Origin of the sequence: Levilactobacillus paucivorans (genome assembly GCF_001437125.1) — a bacterium.
In the GTDB taxonomy this organism is placed as follows: Bacteria; Bacillota; Bacilli; order Lactobacillales; family Lactobacillaceae; genus Levilactobacillus; species Levilactobacillus paucivorans.
In genome coordinates this window covers 15,907-36,320 of the sequence record NZ_JQCA01000024.1, presented here as the reverse complement: position 1 = coordinate 36,320, position 20,414 = coordinate 15,907, and the positions used below count along the sequence as shown (strand labels likewise).

General features: G+C 50.3%; 20 protein-coding genes and 1 pseudogene. 12 read left to right on the top strand and 9 right to left on the bottom strand.

The features are described 5' to 3' along the window. Genes IV54_RS01680 through IV54_RS01655 form a run of 6 tightly spaced genes read right to left on the bottom strand, consistent with a single transcriptional unit; the run spans nucleotide 1 to nucleotide 5,494 of the window. Nucleotides 1–852 (bottom strand): metallophosphoesterase, encoded by an 852-nt coding sequence (locus tag IV54_RS01680; protein ID WP_057877666.1) that lies wholly within the window; start codon nucleotides 850–852, stop codon nucleotides 1–3. A gap of 15 nt (nucleotides 853–867) precedes the next feature. Next, entirely contained in the window at nucleotides 868–1,740 is an 873-nt protein-coding gene (gene hisJ, locus IV54_RS01675; RefSeq protein WP_057877665.1) for a histidinol-phosphatase HisJ, read from the bottom strand. After that, nucleotides 1,730–2,767: an ABC transporter ATP-binding protein gene (locus tag IV54_RS01670; RefSeq protein WP_057877664.1), complete on the bottom strand. Its 1,038-nt coding sequence runs from the start codon at nucleotides 2,765–2,767 to the stop codon at nucleotides 1,730–1,732. The genes hisJ and IV54_RS01670 overlap by 11 nt, the downstream gene beginning before the upstream one ends. Continuing rightward, nucleotides 2,767–3,582 (bottom strand): ABC transporter permease, encoded by an 816-nt coding sequence (locus tag IV54_RS01665; protein ID WP_057877663.1) that lies wholly within the window; start codon nucleotides 3,580–3,582, stop codon nucleotides 2,767–2,769. The genes IV54_RS01670 and IV54_RS01665 overlap by 1 nt, the downstream gene beginning before the upstream one ends. After that, nucleotides 3,582–4,370 (bottom strand): ABC transporter permease, encoded by a 789-nt coding sequence (locus IV54_RS01660; RefSeq protein WP_237756646.1) that lies wholly within the window; start codon nucleotides 4,368–4,370, stop codon nucleotides 3,582–3,584. The genes IV54_RS01665 and IV54_RS01660 overlap by 1 nt, the downstream gene beginning before the upstream one ends. A gap of 41 nt (nucleotides 4,371–4,411) precedes the next feature. Further along, on the bottom strand, nucleotides 4,412–5,494 hold the full coding sequence (locus tag IV54_RS01655) for an ABC transporter substrate-binding protein (RefSeq protein ID WP_057877661.1): 1,083 nt from the start codon (nucleotides 5,492–5,494) through the stop codon (nucleotides 4,412–4,414). Nucleotides 5,495–5,996: 502 nt separating this feature from the next. On the opposite strand from IV54_RS01655, the gene IV54_RS01650 reads away from it, so the two are divergent. After that, nucleotides 5,997–7,454: an NCS2 family permease gene (locus IV54_RS01650; RefSeq protein ID WP_057877660.1), complete on the top strand. Its 1,458-nt coding sequence runs from the start codon at nucleotides 5,997–5,999 to the stop codon at nucleotides 7,452–7,454. A gap of 30 nt (nucleotides 7,455–7,484) precedes the next feature. On the opposite strand, the gene IV54_RS01645 is transcribed toward IV54_RS01650, so the two are convergent. Beyond that, nucleotides 7,485–7,940, bottom strand: a complete 456-nt coding sequence (locus IV54_RS01645) for a MarR family winged helix-turn-helix transcriptional regulator (RefSeq protein WP_057877659.1) — start codon at nucleotides 7,938–7,940, stop codon at nucleotides 7,485–7,487. A 101-nt stretch (nucleotides 7,941–8,041) separates the two neighbouring features. Between IV54_RS01645 and IV54_RS01640 the strand changes: the two genes are divergently transcribed. Then, nucleotides 8,042–9,499: an MDR family MFS transporter gene (locus IV54_RS01640; protein WP_083488468.1), complete on the top strand. Its 1,458-nt coding sequence runs from the start codon at nucleotides 8,042–8,044 to the stop codon at nucleotides 9,497–9,499. Nucleotides 9,500–9,526: 27 nt separating this feature from the next. After that, nucleotides 9,527–9,733, top strand: coding sequence for a hypothetical protein (locus IV54_RS01635; protein ID WP_057877658.1), 207 nt, complete (start codon nucleotides 9,527–9,529; stop codon nucleotides 9,731–9,733). A gap of 82 nt (nucleotides 9,734–9,815) precedes the next feature. On the opposite strand, the gene IV54_RS11960 is transcribed toward IV54_RS01635, so the two are convergent. Then, on the bottom strand, nucleotides 9,816–12,230 hold the full coding sequence (locus IV54_RS11960) for a bacterial Ig-like domain-containing protein (protein ID WP_057877657.1): 2,415 nt from the start codon (nucleotides 12,228–12,230) through the stop codon (nucleotides 9,816–9,818). Nucleotides 12,231–12,524: 294 nt separating this feature from the next. On the opposite strand from IV54_RS11960, the gene IV54_RS01625 reads away from it, so the two are divergent. Continuing rightward, complete coding sequence (locus tag IV54_RS01625; protein WP_057877656.1) at nucleotides 12,525–13,007, top strand: glutathione peroxidase; 483 nt, start codon at nucleotides 12,525–12,527, stop codon at nucleotides 13,005–13,007. Between the two features lie 150 nt (nucleotides 13,008–13,157). After that, complete coding sequence (locus tag IV54_RS01620) at nucleotides 13,158–13,826, top strand: hypothetical protein (RefSeq protein WP_057877655.1); 669 nt, start codon at nucleotides 13,158–13,160, stop codon at nucleotides 13,824–13,826. 123 nt (nucleotides 13,827–13,949) lie between these two features. Here IV54_RS01620 and IV54_RS01615 read toward each other — a convergent pair. Beyond that, nucleotides 13,950–14,665 (bottom strand): annotated as a pseudogene (locus IV54_RS01615) (sulfite exporter TauE/SafE family protein). 137 nt (nucleotides 14,666–14,802) lie between these two features. On the opposite strand from IV54_RS01615, the gene IV54_RS01610 reads away from it, so the two are divergent. The 7 genes from IV54_RS01610 (at nucleotide 14,803) to IV54_RS01580 (ending at nucleotide 20,355) form a co-directional block, all read left to right on the top strand. After that, nucleotides 14,803–15,174 (top strand): GntR family transcriptional regulator, encoded by a 372-nt coding sequence (locus tag IV54_RS01610; RefSeq protein WP_057877654.1) that lies wholly within the window; start codon nucleotides 14,803–14,805, stop codon nucleotides 15,172–15,174. Beyond that, nucleotides 15,171–15,881 carry an ATP-binding cassette domain-containing protein gene (locus IV54_RS01605; protein WP_057877653.1) on the top strand — a complete coding sequence of 237 codons (711 nt, stop codon included), beginning with the start codon at nucleotides 15,171–15,173 and terminating at the stop codon, nucleotides 15,879–15,881. Before IV54_RS01610 ends, IV54_RS01605 begins: the two co-directional genes overlap by 4 nt. Continuing rightward, nucleotides 15,874–16,659 (top strand): hypothetical protein, encoded by a 786-nt coding sequence (locus IV54_RS01600; RefSeq protein ID WP_057877652.1) that lies wholly within the window; start codon nucleotides 15,874–15,876, stop codon nucleotides 16,657–16,659. Before IV54_RS01605 ends, IV54_RS01600 begins: the two co-directional genes overlap by 8 nt. A 267-nt stretch (nucleotides 16,660–16,926) precedes the next feature. Next, nucleotides 16,927–17,283, top strand: coding sequence for a VOC family protein (locus IV54_RS01595; RefSeq protein WP_057877651.1), 357 nt, complete (start codon nucleotides 16,927–16,929; stop codon nucleotides 17,281–17,283). Nucleotides 17,284–17,395: 112 nt separating this feature from the next. After that, on the top strand, nucleotides 17,396–17,647 hold the full coding sequence (locus tag IV54_RS01590) for a hypothetical protein (protein WP_157054323.1): 252 nt from the start codon (nucleotides 17,396–17,398) through the stop codon (nucleotides 17,645–17,647). 403 nt (nucleotides 17,648–18,050) lie between these two features. Then, nucleotides 18,051–18,560 carry a MarR family winged helix-turn-helix transcriptional regulator gene (locus IV54_RS01585; protein WP_057877649.1) on the top strand — a complete coding sequence of 170 codons (510 nt, stop codon included), beginning with the start codon at nucleotides 18,051–18,053 and terminating at the stop codon, nucleotides 18,558–18,560. Nucleotides 18,561–18,585: 25 nt separating this feature from the next. Continuing rightward, nucleotides 18,586–20,355 carry an ABC transporter ATP-binding protein gene (locus IV54_RS01580; protein ID WP_057877648.1) on the top strand — a complete coding sequence of 590 codons (1,770 nt, stop codon included), beginning with the start codon at nucleotides 18,586–18,588 and terminating at the stop codon, nucleotides 20,353–20,355. Nucleotides 20,356–20,414 lie beyond the last annotated feature (59 nt).

Here is a 20,414-nt window from a genome sequence, read left to right as displayed (position 1 = left end):
CTAGAAGTTGAGAATTTCTGTTTCGTAACCGTCGGGCAACAGGGAAATGACGCGGGCACCCCGTGGGAGTGTCCCGTAGCTGTTGTATCCGGTCGGGTTACCGTAGTTCAAACCAATACCGCGGTAGTTGGCCGTGAAGTTGTTGTCGTGGTCGTGGCCGGCAAAGAGGGCCTTGACGTTTTGTGACTTCAACAGGGTGTAGAACAAACCTGAGTTGGTGACGGGTGAGCAGACAGCCTCACCTTGTTCACCCGTGAGAATCGCTTGACCAGCTTGCGTGTATTCCGGTAAGGGAATGTGTAGAAACCCAAGATCAGTTTGCGCCTGGGTCCGAGCGTAAGGCAAGCGGGTAAACCACTCAATTTGTTCCGGTTCAATGGCCGCGTACTGTTCGTCGGCTGGCCAGTGAGAATAGTCGCCGCTGTCCCAGACGTACAAGACGTGGGCGAGTTTACCATCTCGTGTCACCTCTAACGTGTAGCTTTCACGGTCGTCAACGACGGCCGCGTGATGCTTATCGGCGGGGTGGGCTAAGCCAGCTTCTAACTGACGTAAGCCGGCTCTGTCGAGGTTACCTTCGGCGTCGTGATTGCCATACGTGATGGCTACTGGAACCGGGTAGCGATTCAAGACGTCATACAGGGCACCCAGCGTTTCTGCTGGCTTCGAGGCTTGTTTGCCCCAGAGAAGGTCCCCGGTAATCATGATGAGGTCGAAGTCATTGGCTTGAAGCATCTTATCAATGGCCGTTAGGGATTTCTGACTAGCCTCGTTTAGGGGCGTGTCACTCAAATGAATATCCGTTAACTGGCAAATCTTAAAGGCCTTTTGGCCGGTCGTTTCGAGACGCATGACGCGGACTCCTTTCTAGGCATCGAAGTGATTTTCAAGATACGTGTTGTACCCTTGGTCAACGGCAGCGACACTGTGCGCATCAGCACCAAAGACCAACGGAATCTGGCGCTGTTGTGCGGCCTGAATCCACGGTAAGGTGGGGGTGAATTCCGTTTGGGTTGGCCGGAAGAGTCCCGCCATGTTGCAGTCTAGGAGGTCACCGCGATCGGCCACCGTATCTAGGATGTGGGTCAAGAGTGTTCGGGTAGTGGCATCTTCCCAAGCGGTAATCGCGGGGAAAGTGTTGCGCCACTTGCGGTACAACATGATGTGCCCGTAACGCGCAGGTTTGTTAGGGGTCTCCCAATCAATAGCCGCTTGGACGCGCTCCAGGTAGGCGTTAGCCACCGTCAAGGGTGAACCGTAAGCCGCCACCACGCCGTCTTTGAAGTCGGCTGCTGTGTCATCGATGGCCCGCAAGCCGGTCTTCGTTGGTAGGAAGTGCACGGAGAGGAGGGCGTCGTCAATCTGGTCACCGTAGTGAGCCAGTTGGGCGGCAGTCCAGTCTGCGTATTCCGGGAAGTAGTCGACCTCAAATCCTACGAGAATTCGAATTTGGTCGCGATACTTGTATTTGAGCCGTTCCATCTTTTCCAGATAGGCCGGCAGTTCAATCAAGCCAAATGAGGCGGTGTAGACAGCATGTCGGGACCCCGCTGGTCGGTCGTAGAAGGCCGGTGGCAGGGGGAAATGTTCCGTGATGGAATAGGTTTTGAAGCCACTCAGAATGGCCTGACGGATGAAGGCCTCGACGTCCTCACCGGAACCGTGGGGGCAAAACTCCGTGTGGTTGTGGCCACTCCAGGTGTGGCGGTCAATAGCACCAAGGCTCGTCTTACTCAGCATTGGCGGGACCTACTGGATGCACGGCGGCAGGGTCAAGGTAGAGCGTGAGGGGAACGCCAATTTTCAGCGGTTCCGAGTGGTTCAATAGCTCGACCTTGAGGGGTAACTTGGTGTCACTCATGAAGTGATATTGCACCCGGTCACCCAACATGCTGCAGGCTGTCATTTGACCGGCAATCGCCGTAGCTTCCGGCGTGGCTTCTGGCGAGAAGAGTTCCGGCCGAACGACGTAGTGGGTGTCGGCAACCAGGGTTTGACCACCAGCTGTGGTCAGTCCCAATTGTTGAAGTTGCGTGCCCATCAGGAGGTTGTGATTCCCGATGAACTGCGCCATGAAGACATTCTCTGGTTGGGCGTAGATGGCCATTGGTGAGCCCTGTTGTTGCACCTTACCTTCGTTCATGACCACGATATCATCGGAGATTGCCATGGCTTCACCTTGATCATGGGTGACGAAGAGCATGGTGATACCGAGCTTTTGTTGGTACTCGCGGATTTGTTCGCGCAAGCTAACTCGTATCTTCGCATCTAAGGCACTCAGTGGCTCATCAAGCAACAGGAGTTTCGGCTTGAGCACCATGGCTCGCGCAATGGCTACTCGTTGTTTCTGGCCCCCAGAGAGTTGGTCTGGGTAGGCATCCTTCTTGTTGGTCAGACTGACCGTTTGAAGCATCGCCATGACTTCCTTGTTGATGACGTCGTTACTCTTCTTTTGAACGCGTAACCCGTAGGCCACGTTGTCAAAGATGGACATGTTGGGAAAGAGCGCGTAGGACTGGAAGACCATGCCGATGTTTCGTTGGTTAGCGGAACGGCTTTGAATCTCTTCGCCATCCAGTAGAATTTTGCCGCTAACTTCAGTGTTGAGTCCGGCAATTGCCCGTAAAACGGTGGTCTTCCCGCTCCCGCTAGGGCCGAGAAAGGTTGTCAGGGTGTTCCGGCGAACCTTGAAGGACATGTCCTTGATGATGTTATTGCCGGAAAGGGTAATCCCTAAGCCTTGAATCTGTAAGAAGTCTGACTGCATTATTTCTTTGCGCCCTCCTTGGTGGATTTGTGTGGTGCCGAGTAGTGTTGCATGATGAGAATCAAGATCAATGAGATGAACGCGAGGAAGATGAAGTAGATGGTTGTCAGCACGCTGCTGGCCTGACCGTTACTACGCATCAACCGGTACATATAGATCTTGAGGGTCTCGAAGTTTCCCCCTAAGAGGAGGTTCGTCAGGACGTATTCTCCAAAGGCACTGGTGAAGGTCAAGAGCATGGCGACCAGGACACCGGCACGAATGTTGGGGATGATCACCTTGACGAAGGCTTTAAAAGGCGAGTCGCCTAAAACTAGCGCTTGTTCAAACATGGCCCGGAAGTCGCGACCGATGAACGCGTTGTCTAGTGCCTGGTAGGTGAGGGGCAGACTTAGCAACGAGATGGCCAACACTAGGATGATAATCTTAGGAATTGGCAGTTCTGCGTATAACTGAATCAGCCCCGTCACCAGGATGATCCCAGGAATCGTAAAGGGCAGCACCGTGATGAAACGCAGGTGCGACTTCACTTTGGGATTGTAGACGTTGGCATAGAACACAACGGGTAGGAAACAGGCCATGGCAATCAACGTCGTCAGTAAGCCAAGACAAAATGACCGTAACAGAACCGCCATGAACTCAGGACTAGCCACTAATTCGCTGTACCATTTTAGGGTCAGGCCGTTAGGTAAGATGGTCTTCACCCAAGAAGTCGAGAACGAATAAATCATGGTGACCACGATAGGCGTTGCCAGGTAGACAAAGAGAAAGGCAATGATCCCGCGAGCAACGCGGGTACTAGCTTTTGGACTCATTAGGCTTTCACCTCCCGTTTACTGCGGGTCACCCGGTTACCCAGCCAAACGATAGCCGTCATGACCAGAGCAAACAGGGTGGCGAAGGTACAAGCCAGTGGAACGTTGGCGGTCAATCCACCATCAATTAAGGTTCCAATCAGTGTTGGAATGGTGACCAGGCTGTTTCCAGTCAAAGCGAAGGTCGTTTCGTAAGTGCCCATGGCATTGGCGAAGAGTAAGGTAAAGACTTCGACGATGTTGGGTAACACGACCGGAAAGATGACTTTCTTAAAGAAAAACATGGGCTTGGCACCGAGGACGGAAGAGATTTCCTTCCATTCGGGATTCAGTTCCTCGAAGACTGGGAAAAGAAACATGATGCCCAGTGGAACTTCGAAGAAGGTGTAGGCCAAGGTAGTCCCGCTTAGAGAATAAATCTCAAACGTGCGGGGCAAGTGTAGGGCTGTCATCAAGGCCTGCCAGATACCGGCGTTCCCGAATAAGATGATTAACGAGAAAGCCAGGGGAACCCCAGCAAAACTGGAGGACATATTGAACAGTGAGATCAGGATATTCTTGGTCTTAGGAGCCAGACGCGTTAAGGCCCAGGCACCAATGATCGCAATGATTAGCGAGATGACAGAAGCAACCAGTGAGATTGCCAAACTGTTGCGAATGGCTTCGGTGTAGTAGCGCGTAGAGACGACTTGATGATAATTTTCAAGACTGAAGCTACCGTCGGCCGATTGAAAACTCGCAATAATCATAACCGTAATTGGCAACAAGAGAACTAAGACGACTAGCAAGCCAAGTGGAAAAAATACTTTCAGTCGCGTTTTCATGGCTGTTACTTAGCTCCAAGAACTTCATTTTGCCATTGTTGGCCTAACTTAACGGTTGCCTTGTTCCAAACGTCGTTGCTCTTCACGTGGAAGACCTTCTTGTAGTCACTTTGTGGCAGTAACTTCTTCTTCACATCTGCTGGTAACTTCACACTGCTACGGATTGGACGAGCATAACCCTTTGCCAGGTTGATTTGACCTTGGTCGGAAAGGATGAAGTCACGGGCCAACTTAGCAGCATTTGGATGAGCGGCGTTCTTGTTAATGATTTCAGCGTAACCACTGGTTACCGTCCCATCAGTTGGAACCGTCACCTTGAAACGCTTTGAATCAACTTGGTGAGCGTAGTTGAGGGCGTTGAAGTCCCACATAATTGAAACTTGAATTTCACCCTTTTGCAGGTTTTGAACGGATGGGTCAACCGTAGAAATCCGTTTTTGTTTTTGTAATTTAGCAAAGTACTTCAAACCTGGTTCCAGGTTGTCTTCGCTTCCGCCGTTAACGTAGGCCGCGTTCAGAACCGCGTATTGTGGTTGCGCCGCAATGGCAACGTCACCCAGGGAAATCTTGTAGTTACCCTTGGCCAAGTCAGCCCAAGACTTAGGAGCGTCAGCGGCTTTAACGTTCTTGGTGTCGGTGATGAAGACCATAGAACCAGAGTAACCAGCAGAGTAGTAACCCTTCTTATCCTTAGCCCAGCTAGGAATCTCGTTCCAGTACTTGGTCTTGTAAGAAGCCAGCAGGTTCTGTTGAACGGCGGTTGGCGCGACGTTCAGACCAACATCACCAATGTCAGGTGCGTCGTCACCCTTGGCAGTCTTGAACTTTTGGAGTTCCTGCGCACTAGACATGTCCGTATCAGTATGGGAGATGCCGTACTTGGACTTAATGTCTTGCCAGCTGCCAATCCAGTTGGCCCAGGTGTCAGGCATCCCTACGGAAGCAACCTTGCCTTCCTTCTTGGCTTGTTTTTCAATAGTCTTCCAGTCGTCGGAAGTTCCTTCAGCCTTCTTGGTTGAGCATCCTGCTAGAGTTGAGACCATTGTGAGGGCCGCAGCCGCTACCACCAAATTACGTTTGTTAAACATCAAATCAACACTCCTTCTGTTTTAGTTACGAGGTGTATATTAGCGGACTCATGTAAATCGCTCGCAAAAAAGGTATATAGATCGTGTAAAGATTGGATTTATTTAATTATGTAAACGTTTTGATGAAGCCGCGCCCGGACTGGGATTGGGCTGATGGTTGAATCGATTATTGGTCACGAGTATCGAATAAAGTAATTTCAGCTGTTGATCATCTGACGACTGATTTTTTTGCTTAAAGGGCAATTTGCTATTAAAAAATTGATGCCAAGTCATCGACCAGTTAGTTAACGAACCGCCGCAAAACGGTAAAACTGACGAATAATGGTGATTATCATTGACCCTAAATTACGGTTCTTCATATAAAGGCATAATATTGCGATGTTCGTCTATTATCTTTGTTCTTCCATTACTGATGACGATCTGTTATAGTCATGTTGAAACAGCTAACGATTAATTGTTGTTAGACTTATAATGTTCGTATTTTGAATAGGAGGGCTTAACCGTGGATCGATTTTTTAAGCTAAAGGAATCAGGAACTAACGTAGGCACCGAAATCGGTGCCGGCATCACGACCTTCTTTGCCATGTCGTATATCCTCTTCGTCAACCCGCAAATCTTAGGGCAAACGGGGATGCCCCAACAAGCTGTCTTCTTGGCCACCATCATTGCTTCTGTTGCTGGGACCTTGGTCATGGGACTCTTCGCTAATGTGCCCTATGCCTTGGCACCGGGGATGGGATTGAACGCCTTCTTCACATACACCGTTGTCTTGGGACTGGGCTTTAGCTGGCAAGAAGCGCTGGCTCTCGTGTTCTTCTGTGGCATTATTAATATCATCATTACGGCAACTAAGATTCGTAAAATGTTAATCTCGGCTATTCCAATGAATCTACAACTTGCCATTAGTGGGGGGATTGGGGCCTTCATCGCCTACGTTGGATTGAAGAATGCCAACTTCCTCGAATTCACGAGTAACGCCGGCAACATCCTTTCAGTGAATGGCAAAGCCTTCAATGCCACTCAGGAAACCTTTAAGCACGGGATTGGTACGGTGATGACTGGCGGGGGCATTACCCCAGCGCTGGCAATCTTCAACTCACCAGCCTTGGTGTTGGCCTTGATCGGTCTGGTCGTCACAGTCATCCTGAAGGTTCGTAAAATTCCTGGGGCTCTGTTGATTGGGATTTTACTGACGACGATTATTGGGATTCCGATGGGTGTCACCAACTTGCATCTAGCTAGTGATTACTCAATTGGGGCCTCGGTTCATCAGTTGGGGACGACGTTCCTCGCCGCCTTTTCCGCCCAGGGGATGGGGTCACTCTTCTCCGAGCACAACCGAATTATCTTGGTGCTGATGACGATTCTGTCGTTCAGTCTCTCTGACACCTTTGACTCGCTGGGAACCTTCATTGGAACCGGGCGTCAAACCGGGATCTTTGCCGGTGAAAAAGAATTGGCCTTAGAACAGGAACCGGGATTCAAATCCAAATTAGATAAGGCCTTGTTCGCCGATTCCATCGCCACCGGGGTGGGGTCCATCTTTGGGACCTCTAACCTGACCACCTATGTGGAAAGTTCGGCGGGGATCGGGGCCGGTGGTCGGACCGGCTTGACCAGTGTGGTTGTGGCCGTGCTCTTTGCTCTGAGCGCCTTGGCGTCACCACTGCTGTCGATTATTCCGACGGCTGCGATTGCGCCTTCCCTGATTCTGGTTGGGATTATGATGATGAGTTCCTTCAGTCAGATTCCTTGGCACGATCTGGACGAGGCTATTCCCGCGTTCATGACGTCCTTCATCATGGCTTTCGCCTACAATATTACCTACGGGATTGCCGCTGGGTTTATCTTCTACTGCATCGTCAAGACGGTTGCGGGCAAGGGTCGCGAGGTTCATCCGTTGATTTGGATTGTCTCGGCACTGTTCGTGATTAACTTCGCCGTATTGGCTTTCGTTTAAAACTTTCTGAAAAAAACACCCAACCAGGTGTTATTGCTGGTTGGGTGTTTTGAGTTGGGGGTCAACGGCCACGTGGCCTTCGATGACTTGCATGGCGGCGATGACCCGATGAGTTTCTGCCGGTGTCAAATCGACGAAGAGCCGTCGAATCTGGTCGTCCGCTCGTCGATTGATGAGAGCCAATTGGTCGCGACCGGCGGCGGTGAGTGAGAGAACCTTGGCCCGTTTGTCCCGTTTGTCGGGGGTTCGTTGCAGGAGGCCGTTAGTTTCCAGGCGCGTGATGAGTCGGCTGAGGTAACCTTTGTCTAAACGGAGTTCTTGAACTAACTGAATGGCGGTATTGCGGCCATTCTCGCCGATCTCCAGTAGGAGGCGGGCCTCGACTAAGGTCAGAGTTGTTTGCAGGTGATATTTATCGGTGAGGTGCAGGGTTTGGGTGTAGAAACGATCGAATGCTCTAATTTGATGGATGTCTTGACTATTCATGGGAATGCTCCTTCTATTGTTGACAAAAGCAACTATCGCTATTATGCTAATTACAGTTGCTTTTGTCAACTAAAATACATATTGAGGGTCGTTTGCCTGTCATGAATAAAAATCGTTTCTCCTTTGCCCTCATCATGGTGGGGGCTTTCCTCAGCGTATTAAACCAGACGTTGATGTCAACGGCCTTACCCGGCATTATGCGGGCGTTTCACATCACTACCGCTCAGGGACAGTGGCTCAATAACGGGTACCTGTTGATTAATGCGCTAATGATTCCCACGACGGCGTACCTGATCAAGCGGTTTACGACGCGTCAGTTGTATCTAACGGCGAGTCTCATCTTCATTGTGGGGTCGCTGATTGGCGCCATCGCCACCGTCTATCCCGTGCTGATTGTCGGGCGGATGATTCAAGCCCTGGGTGCGGGTATCGTGATTCCACTGGTTAATGTGGTTGTCATGATGTCCACCAAGCCCACTGAACGCGGGGCGGCCATGGGGGTCGTGGGTCTGGCATTAAACTTAGCGCCGGTCCTGGGGCCGACCGTATCAGGCGTGATTCTGGTTAAGTTGAGTTGGCGTTACCTATTTGGGTTAACGCTACCGTTGATGTTACTGGATGCCTTGTTAGCATGGCGTTTCCTAAAGGACGTCGGTGAACAGCGCCAACAACCCCTGGATCGGAAAGGCTTGGTGCTGTCTGGTTTAGGATTAGCGCTAGCACTCTATAGCTTCTCAAACGTTGGTGAGACGGCATTTCTGTCATTTAAGGGGATTGTCCCTTTGGTCGTGGGAGCGGTGTTGTTGGCCTGGTTCGTCAAGTGTCAGTGGACGCGTGACTACCCGCTACTTAACCTTCATGTCTTTCGTTACCGACAGTTCAATTTGCCACTGATCATCAACATGTTACTGATGGTGACGATGTATGGGAATTCCGTCATCATCCCGGTTCTCGTCCAAAATGTCTTCCATCGCAGTGCCGTGATTTCTGGCTTGACGCTACTTCCGGGGTCCGTGCTAACGGCCATCATTTCACCGCTAAGCGGCCGGTTCTATGACCGGTATAACTTCCGGCGGATGGTGATTAGTGGGCTGTGCATCGACATGACGGGGTCTCTACTGCTGAGTTCGACCGGACCAGGGGCGTCAATTGGGTTTGTCATTTTGGGTCAGACGATTCGGCAATTAGGACTTGTCTTGGTTCTGATCCCGATCCAGACCCACGCCTGGTCCATGTTGCCAACCCCGATGATTCCGGATGGGGTTGCGGTATACAACACGCTACGTCAGGTGGCGGCTTCCTTTGGGACAGCGCTGCTGGTGGCCATCATCAGCATCACGGCCAGTGGCCAATTTCATTGGTCGATGAACAGTCAGCTGGTGGGGATTAAGTTCAGTTACCTGTCGTCGACATTGATGGTGGGGATCTGTGTCATCTTGGGCCTTCAGCTGCATAAAAGTTACGCGGAACCCATTGCGACCGAGCACTACGCCACACCTGATCCATCAGAAAAAAAGGTCACGCCAGGGGTGCGGGGCCTGACTAGTCATTTCAAATAAAGCGACTATCCTGGGGAGGACTTAGCCATGCATGAGCAATATCGAACGGTGGCCTACAATGCGCCACTCCGACTTCGCCGTAAGGCATCCAACATGTTCCTTGGTAACCTGGTCACCGTAAACGCCGATGTCGATCTTGAGACGGGGCAAGTGACCTTCTTTGTGGATGACGCGTCTTTAGCGACGTTAAGGGCGGATTATCAGAAGAAAGTCGACCGTTTACATAAGAAATGAAAACAAGTGACCCCCTAACCAAAGACATTATCGTCTCTGGTTAGGGGGTCACTTGTTTTAAGTTTGATTAGTCAGATCGGAATTACCAACGACGTCGGAATCCAAGAACACTCGTGATCGACAGGAGGAGTGCACCTAATGCCGCCCACCAGGTTGACTGTTCGTTGGTCTGTGGCAGCGTATTTGTGGCTTTGGCCGTTGTCGAGGCCTTTGTAGACGATGACTTCACATAACCAGACGTCAGATGGCGTGGCGCTTTAGCCCGGATAGCCGGACGATAATGGGGCTTTAAGCTGATTGTTCCTGGTCTTTGACCAGTTGTCGGTTTGGTTACCGCTTGTGGTGTTTTGCCAGGTTGGGGATCAGTTGGACGAGTTGGTGGCGTCGTAGGGCCTGTTGGATCAGTCCCCGGATTAGGATTGGTTGGATTTGTTGTGCCAGTCCCGTTGCCTGGAGTCGTGCTTCCAGAACCATCCCCAGGATCGGTCGTTGCTGGGGCAGAAACGGTCACCGGGACCGTCGCAGTTACCGTATTTCCGAGATCATCGGTATACGTATAGGTGACGATGTAGGTGCCTGCTTTGGCAGAATCGATCGCGGTCACGGGTTGCCCATTGGCATCCTGAATCGTGGCGGTTAGTGCCTGGCGACTAACGGCATCCGACACCGAAATAGGTTGACCATCACTACCAGTTAAACCGGTGATACCAGTGCCTGTCGTCCAGGATGACCCGGAAGGTAAGGTTACGGGGGATGTATCCGTTTGAATCGCTAGTGGACTGAGATTCACGGTTATGGTGGCTGGCGCACTAGTCGTTGTGTTTCCTTGGGCATCGAGATAGCTGAAAGTGACCGTATACGTTCCGGGTTGTGTGGTATCGACCTTACCATTAATGGTGAGGTCACTGGCCTGTAGCGGCGTGCCATCGGGACCGATCGCACTTTCCAAGTTTGTGTTGGGATCCCACTTGGCTTTGGGACCAGCGACCAAAGTGCTGTTTTTCGGTGTCAGGGCCGTTTGAATGTGACTGACATAGACTGTATAGGCTTGACCACCAGTTGCGGTTAGCGCGGCACCGGCAGTTGGCGCCTTGTATTCAATCTGTGAGGCCGTCCGAGTGATCATACAAACTGGCGAGCCATCTGCCATTTTTAGGGATGGTTCCCAGTAGTCGGTAGTGCTCAGACCAAGATCGGCCAGGGTGACCTGATAGGAAGTTCCCGAGTGTCCAGTCACGGGAACCGGACTTGAAGTGAGTAGTTGATTTCCGTTGGATGAATCGTAAACCGTGTAGGTGTCGGTAATGTCGGACTCGACGTAGTTCACGACTCGTTTCATACTGGTTCCACCAGAAGTTAAGGCGATCCCTTCAATGTTTGCATCGGGTGCGCCAATGTTGTCTCCCAGTGAAGAAACAGGAATAGAGACGTAACCGCCGGATAGGGACTTGGTTAAGTCGCCAATACCGGCGAAGAGGACCCCAGTTTGCGACACTTCGTCGAGGTTACCCGCATTCGCAGAGACACTCGTATAGGAGCGGTCCGAGGTTGTCTTAATCGGCAAGATCATCTTAGTTTGATCCTTGTACTTTGCAGTGGAGTCCGCATAGGTGACTTTGGCGCCATCATTGGGCCGGAAGTAGAAGACCTGACGCCCGTCTAAAGTGTTCCCCAATTGGAAGACATCAAGTGATTGGATATCAGAATACTTTTGAATGGCCGTGACGTATTGTGCGGCCCCCGTTTTAAAATCATCGAGCGTAGCAGAAGTGCCAGCAGGCATCACCACGTAAAAGCCGTAGAGGGGATCGTTGACGGCTAATCCATTTGACCCACCGAAAAAGTAGGGCATCAGTAAGATTGGGGCGTAGGCACCATACGTTGTCACCATGCCGTTCGTAATATCAACGTAGAAGTTAGATACTTTGGGCACTATAGTTAGTGGCACCGCGGTTGGTGCGGTTGCTGCTACTTCACGTGCTTGGCGTGGCACGGTCATAGATAAGGCACTTATCTTATCGGTGTTGAGTTTTGAGTCATCTGGAACAGACTTCTCTATACTGTCGGAAGTAGTCTCCGTCGTTTCTTTTGGTTGTTCATCCGGTTTTTCTTCGTTCGACAAGTCGTTTGAATGCGTCTCTTCGTCAGTATCGCTTAACGGTTTATCTTGTTCAGAAAGGTCTTCGTCACTGTTAGACTGGTCATCATCAGTCGTTTCATCCGGTGGTGTCGACTCAGAGTTGGGTTCATTTTGCGTGGCGTTGTTATCACTTGTGTCAGTCACGACCGGTTGATTGGATTGTGATTTGTCGGCTGTTTCTGTCGCCTGTGGTGTTGAACCATCGGTCGGAGTTGTTGCGGCCTGAGCGGTCACAATAGCCCCACCAGTAATGGCAACGGTAGTGATGGCGGCTGTCAGCCAGAGCTTGCCAGCCTTGTAAAGCTTGTAGTGCGTGTGCGGTGTGGTTCGGTGGAACTGGTTTCCATGTCTAAACATGTGAATTGCTCCTGTCAGACTATCGGTTGGGTGAAACCTAGTATCCTAGTCCTAGTATGCTTACCAATCGAAGTCACGTTTACTATACTATTGATAGTAACACAAAATGATTTAAATATATATTGGTTGACTATACAAACTTACTAGCGCGATCACCAGCGCTGCTGTTCCTTTTCGAACAAGCAGATTGAAGGCAGAATTTCGGTAACTGTTGTATGATAGTGTCAGTTGTTAACGGATTTTGACTACCCCCACCGCTGAATAGCAGCGAAATTACCGAAAGGATGGGAGAAAATGACGACAGTTTACGATTTCACAGAAACCGAAATGAGTAACCAGCCCATTGATTTTAACGATTACAAGGGGAAGGTTGTTCTGATTGTGAACACCGCCAGCAAATGTGGGTTCACGCCGCAATTAACTGGCCTGGAAGCCCTTTACAAGCAGTACAAGGACAAGGGATTTGAAGTCCTGGGTCTGCCTTCCAATCAATTCAACCAAGAACTCGACTCCGATGAAGCGACCCACAACTTCTGCCAAATGCACTTTGGTGTGACCTTCCCGATGACCAAGCACGTTAAGGTCAACGGTGAGGGTGAAGACGGTTTGTACACGTATCTGAAGTCTCAAGCCGGCCACGGTCCAATCGAATGGAACTTCACTAAGTTCCTCGTAGGGCGTGACGGTGAAGTCTTGGGACGCTTCGCCCCAGGGACGCCACCAGAAAGTTTGGAACCAACGATTATTGCCGCATTAGGTAATGTCGCGGAAGACTAAAGATTGATAAATTAACGGAATATGTGTGAAGCGATTGGCCGTGACTAACTCCTGGCCAATCGCTTTTTAAGTGCCACAGATTCACCTGTTACGATTCAGTCGCCAGTGGTATACTGACCCACAATTAACACCTGAATAGGAGACGATTGGATGGCATTAACCACAGCGGAAGATTACTTATTGGTTACCGAACATATTGGGCAGAAGCCGGTCCTGCGAACGCGCTTCACGACACAGGCCTATTTTGTCTTTGGGGCAGTCCTTGATCTGCTTCAACAGGGTGGGTTACGGATAGTGGACGGCCGATTGGCATTGGCAGAGTCAGAGATTCTGACGACCCAGCCCCAATTCTTGAAACCGCTGTGTGATCGGTTACTGACAGATTTACCCAAAGCCGAGACAGCAGAAGACTCGCTAAAATTGGTGACCAGTTGGACGATTGCCAATGCACTATACGATGGCATCATGGCAAAACTCCAGAAACAAGGAGACGTCACCCCACAAGTCTTTCAAAACAACCTGAAGCCGCATGTGATCGCAGTGCCCCAACCGGCCAGCCGTCAGCGGGTCCTCGATGAGTTGATTGCGACGATTCGTGAGCGACAAGACAACCCAGGCTTGGTCAATCTCTGGTTGATCTTGGCCCAACAGGACGCGTTACATTGGCTTATCAGTGACCGTGAATTGCCCAGTTTGGAGGCAGTATTTGCTGATCGATTGGCTACCAACTCCGGCCTTAAAGCGACGCAACAGTTGGCAGCGACTGTGGGCGCGGTTATTCAGGCAAAGAAGTTTTGGATGGACAGCTGGTTGAGCTAAAAAAGTTTGGAATAAATTGAGTTAGCTCTCAATTTATTCCAAACTTTTTTCGTATCAGGTTATCTAGTTGAAACGTGCGTCACTAGACAACAGGCTCCGGTTAACCACCTGGTGCCCCACTCTTTATAAAAAGAGATAGTACAGTCCGCTCAATCCAATGAACAGGTAAATCAACCGTTTCACGGCGGACATATTCAAGCGATTGAGTAGGTGGGCGGCAATGACCGTGCCAACGAGTGCACCTACATGCCGATCAAGATAGCAGGAATGTTGCTGACAGTGAGAATGCCCTGACTAATGCGTAGGGTTGTGATGTAAAAAATATCAATTAGGAAGAAGGTCTGGACCGTTGCCACGTATTCTTCGGTTGTTGACGAGAGGGTTAAGAAGTACAGCGCCATCAGTGGGCCGCCGATCCCGAAGAGGCCATTGAAGAAGCCTGAGATGAGCATGAACCCAATCGCGACGAACAGTGGATAAGGATGGCTACCGGCTTTGGGTGCCAGGGTGAAGTAGAGGGCTAACGCGACCAACAGCATCCCTAACAAGTGGCGGAGGAGTTGAAGGTCCAAGTGCTGTCCCAGATGAACGGACCAGGTGGCCATGGCCGCGTAGACGATGAAAGGCAGGATGACACGTCGTAAATGAATGTCATGACGATAGCGAATGGTCAAGGTGACCACACTGGCCGCCATGATCAAAGTCGCCACCCCAGCTCCCTGAGCGATCGGCATCACCACTGGTAGCACAATCATCATAATAATCGCGGATCCAAAGCCAGTCAGGCCCTGAACCAGGCCGGCTAAGAGGCCAAAAGTCAAAATCAGTAACCAAGTCATCAAAACGTCTCCTCCGTTTGAGTTAAGTTAAGTGTGCCGGATACAGAAAAAGAAGTCAACGGGGGTTGCTAATACCCCAGGGTGATGTTATAGTAATAGTGTAATAGAGAAATAGAACACTAGTGAGGTGGGACGATATGCATTTCGACGATAAGATTCCAATCTATTATCAGATTAAGACCAACATTTATCACGAGATCATCATGGGGACGTTACAGCCGGGCGAGAAGCTGCCATCAGTTCGACAGCTGGCGCTGGACGTGACGGCCAACGTTAATACGGTTCAACGCGCGTTGAGTGAGATGATTGCGGCGGGGATAATTGACTCTAAACGAGGTAAGGGGAATTTTGTGACGATGGATGAAACCAAGATTACAGATTTAAAAACCCAATTGATTACGGAACAGGTGGCGCGAGCTTATCAACAGCTTCACGCCTTGAACTTGAGTGACGAAGAGATTCTAAACAGTCTTAAGCACTACATGACACAGAGGGGGAACGTGGAATGACTGTAGGATTAACTTTACAGGGCGTGCAGTACCGACACGGCATGAAGACGATTCTTCACGACGTTGACCTGACCATCACGCCGGGCAAGATCATTGGTTTGTTAGGGGAAAATGGGGCCGGTAAGACGACCCTGATGCGGCTCATTACGGGGAGTGCCAAGGGGAAAGGCACAATCGCCATTAATGACGCCACGGTGGTTGGCGATCGGAAACAACACGTGAGTTTCACGGAACAATTACGGGGATTTGCCCGTGAAACTCGCGTTGATCAGGTTGTACGTTTCTATCGCGACGTTTATGGGGACTTTGATTTTCAGCGTTACCAAGATATGGAAACCTTCTTACAGATTGATGGCTCGCTGAAGTTGACGAGCCTCTCCAAGGGGATGAAGGAGAAGCTGATCATCGCGCTGACCCTCTCACGGCGCACGGACCTTTACTTGTTGGACGAACCCTTCAGCGGGATCGACAGCATGAGTCGTAAGCGGATTATCAACAGTATTCTCCAGTGGAAGCCAGACGATGCCATCATGGTTATCAGTGACCACTACGTCTCAGAGGTTGCGGCCATTCTGGATGAAATCGTAGTCGTTAAGGACCAAACGATCTTTACCCATGAAGCGACTGACACGATTCGGGAGAAGTATGATGTGGGGATTGAAGCCTACTACGAGAGTTTATACGAAAAGGGGAACGACTATGACTAGCTTTGGGCGGATTTTCAAAGTCCTGACACGGAGCAAATTCCGTGAGGCAAATTTACTACTTTTAATTCAATTGATTGCCATTGCAGTAAGTCTGGTGTGGATTCTGATCACGGGGACGCTATCCACCACCAGCTTACTTCAGGCCGTCAGCAGTTGGGCCGGCGTAACCTACGTGGTTGGGTTTTACCTGATCGCCCGACGTTCGGAACAGGCCTACACGCAAGATACCTTTCGGCTGATTCCAGTGGAGGAGACCCGCTTGTACCTGGGCAACCTACTATCATCATTCGTGATGTTCTTTTACATAGTGGGCGTTGAAGTCCTTCTGCATCTGGCCGGCATCGGCATTGGCTGGAATGCGTTACGGAAGGACATGGGTAGTATCTTCAGTGCCCATCCGGTAGACCTGGGACCCAATAGTCCTTGGGACATTGCCAAGGTGGCCATGATTATTGCCTTACTCCTGTTGGTTGTGCTTATCCTGATGTGGACGACGATTACCTTCGTTCACCTGGTGGTCAGTGCGACCTCGAACTTCCTGCCAAGTGCTAGCAAGCGGCTGGTGAACTTCGTGCTCTACATCGTGGTTATCTTCCTCGTTGTGCGGGTCGCAGCCTTCCTGATTGTCTTGTTCTCGAAGGTCACGAGTTCGTTTTCAATTGGCGGTGGCCTGATGAACCTCTGGTTGCCCATCGCTGGCATGGTTTTGGTGATTGTCATCGAATCGGCTGCCAGTGTCTTCCTGCTAAAGAAGTGGGTCGAAACGGTACCAAATTAAATTAAAAAAACGGGAGCTGGCCGCTTGGTCAACTCCCGTTTTATTTTCTGACAAATTTAGACACAAAAAATGCCCTCATCAATCCGAGATGAGAGCAACCAGTTGATCCATAGGATGCATCTGGAATGTACAGAGCAACTGGGCAGGTGCAAACCTGCATTGCCTATCATACGCGACATTTAACAGAATAGCCAGCTAAATTTTGAATTGCTTTAATTAAGTAGCGTGGTAGGATGTGGATAACAACTAAATTATGGGGTGACGACGATGGAAAAGATGCGGACAATGTTGTATGTCGATGATGTGGAAGAGACGGCCCAGTGGTGGCAAGATAACCTCGGGGCAACGGTAGTTGAAGTGAATGTCCTGTCTGACGAGTCCAATAACATCGTTATCACTATTGCACCGGGGGCGGAGTTGTCATTTTTCAGCAAGGCTTACGTTCGGCAATACTCACCAGAAGTTTTAGGGAGTACGCCATCTCTCATGTTCTTCACTAAGGATTTTGAGGCCTTGCATGATCGCCTGATAACGGCCGGCGATATCGTTGATAACAATGGCACGCGCGCCTTTAATTTCCGTGATCCCGAAGGAAATTACTTTGCGGTGGGTCAAGCAAAATAGCGGGGTTATGCGGGTCAACGACCCAATTTAAATTGGGTGGTAAAAAATTCCTGAATTCGCTTTCCATCGGGGGTGGTCTGTGGTATAGTGACCCAAAAGGTGGCGATGCAACATGATGAGAATTTCGAGACCCACAATGAGTCTACACGATCGGTTTCAACGGGTGATCAATACGTTAATGGATGGTCAACCGCTCGTATTTACCAAGAATGGTTCCGCAAAGTGTGTGATGGTACAATTGGATGGCTGGGACGGTGCCTCTAAACGTTCCCAATCGGTCTCGAATAGTGCTTCGCAAGTGACGACACAAGTCGCCGCTACGGAACAGCATGATAATCTCAAGTGGCGCAGAACGCATGGCTGACTGACTAAGAGTTTGGCGACTGGCGTTGTATCCCAAGCAGCTTAGATTAATTTTTTGAAAATAGGTATCGGCTAGATCCTTTTAGGGGGTCTGGTCGATTTTTTTGTCTAATTGACGATTTTATGCGAAAAAATTCGGGTGAATTTCGTTAGTAAGAGTAATAGGAAAATTTAGATTGGTGAGACTTTACGAGTTTTTTGGTCTGCTGAATGGTTAAATAGACGTCCAAGTTGCTCTTTTTTAAAAATTGATTTTAACGTTGAAAAGCCGTGTCAACAAAGGGATTCACACAAGTACTCTTCAGCTGAAATAAAATAATTGGTTAGTTTTTAGTTAGTTTTAGTTTACAAAAGCTAACTAAGGTGCTAATCTTATCCCATCAAGAAAACAGGAGGAATTTGATATGACAGACGAAAGTCGCGACTTACTTCAGAGTTTTGGGAAATTGATGACAAATCGCATGTTCCTAATGGCAGTCGGTCCACATCCTGGAATGGGTGGCCGGGGCGGTCATCGGGGACAAGGACGCCTGCTAAAGATTTTGGCCCAATCGCCAGATGGCTTGACTAACGCGGAGATTGCTGAGATTTTGGACATTCGTCCCAGTTCGGTCAGCGCCACGATCAGCCGGTTGGTGGACGCCGGATTCGTTGAACGCGTGCCGAGTGCCACGGATAAGCGGGCCGTGATCGTTCGTTTGAGTGACCGTGGACGCGATTTATTTGCCCAATATGACGAGCGTAGCCATGAAGTCGCCGATCAATTATTTGGCGGCTTAACGGCGGCCGAACAGACACAACTTGAAGAACTACTAACGAAGTTAAATCACCAGATTGCTGATCTGGATTGGGATGACTTCATGCAACGCGGACACGGCTGGCCCCACCATGGGATGGGCCGCCCCCGCTTCTAATTTTGATTCACCGGAGGCATAAGAGATGGAACACAGATTAGCAACACCGCGGACCGCTGGGAAACGGTCCGCAGAGAAATTTGATTTTAAGGGCTTCTTGGCGTTGATTCGCCAAACCAAGCCGAAGTACTGGCAACTGTGGGTAGGTCTATTCCTAGGGATGCTGGCGACCGGCGCGCAACTGGCCGTGCCAAAGTTAGCCCAGTCCTTGATTAACGGGCTGGGACATGCGATGAACCAGCCGCTATTGATTATGGTTATCGCGTTATTTATTGTGAGTGCCCTAGTCAGTGCCGGGTCAGGGGCCTTACTGGGATTCTTCGGTGAAAATGTCGTGGCCCGTTTACGAGAAACGCTGTGGCAGAAGTTAATCCGGCTCCGTGTGAGTTATTTTGACAACGTCAAGACGGGTGAGATGACTTCTCGACTGGTCAACGACACCATGCAAATCAAGAATCTCTTGGCCAACTCGTTTCCGCAAATGGTTACGTCGTTGCTACAGTTGGCAGGGGCCTTGGTCATCATGCTCCTGATGGACTGGCGGATGACGATGATCATGTTTGTCGCGGTACCACTGGTGATGTTAGTCATGTTTCCAATCATGATTAAATCTCGGAAGATTGGTCGGCAACGGCAAGATGCCATGGCCACCTTCAGTGGGCAGACCGATGAAACGCTGAGTGAGATTCGCTTGGTGAAGTCTTCCAACGCCGAACATTACGAAACACAAACGGGTTCCGCCCAAATTCAGGATTTGTATCAGATTGGCCTCAAGGAAGCCATCTACGACTCTATTGCCGGTCCAGCCATGACCGCGAGCATGTTGGCCGTCTTCGTGGGGGTCTTGGCTTACGCGGCCGTACGAGTTTCTGCCGGGACTATGAGTCTAGGCATGATGTTCTCATTCCTGATGTATCTGTTCCAAATCATTGGACCCGCGGGGACGTTGGCGCGGTTCTTCACCGATACGGCGAAGGCTAGTGGCTCAACGGCTCGCGTTCGTGAACTGTTGGCCGAACCGGAAGAATTATTGGCACAAGGACCAACCCAATCCGTTACCGATCAGGCCTTAGCCATGGAACACGTGGACTTTGCCTATGAGGATGACGGGCAACCGGTCCTCCACGATGTGAACTTCACCGCAGAACCGAATACGGTGGTGGCCTTTGCCGGACCTTCTGGCGGTGGGAAGTCTACGATCTTCGGCCTTATCGAACGTTACTATCGCCCACAGAATGGTCGAGTGACGATTGGTGGCGAGGACGTTAACGACTTTAACCTCAGCGATTGGCGCTCCCAGATTGGTTATGTCAGTCAGGATTCCGCAATTATGGCGGGAACCATTCGTCACAACTTGACCTACGGCGCCGATCGCAGCTATTCAGATGACGAGCTGTGGCACGTCTTGAAATTAGCGTCAGCCGATGAGTTTGTGCACAACATGTCAGCTGGTCTGGACACCCAGGTTGGTGAACGTGGGGTCAAGGTCAGTGGAGGGCAACGCCAACGTTTGGCGATTGCTCGCGCCTTCCTCCGCGATCCTAAGATTCTCCTCTTGGATGAAGCCACGGCCAGCCTGGATTCCGAATCCGAAGCCATGGTTCAACAGGCACTCGGCGAGTTGATGAAGGGGCGGACAACCTTGATTATCGCGCATCGACTGAGTACTATCGTGGATGCCGACAACATTTACTTTATCGAAAATGGTCACGTTAGTGGAAATGGGAACCATCAAGAATTGATGGACAAATTGCCGCTGTACCGCGACTACGTCAAGATTCAATTCAAGGAATAAGTGCTATTCTCACAATCTCATAAGAACGCCAAAAAGGGCTGGAATCAGTAATTGATTCC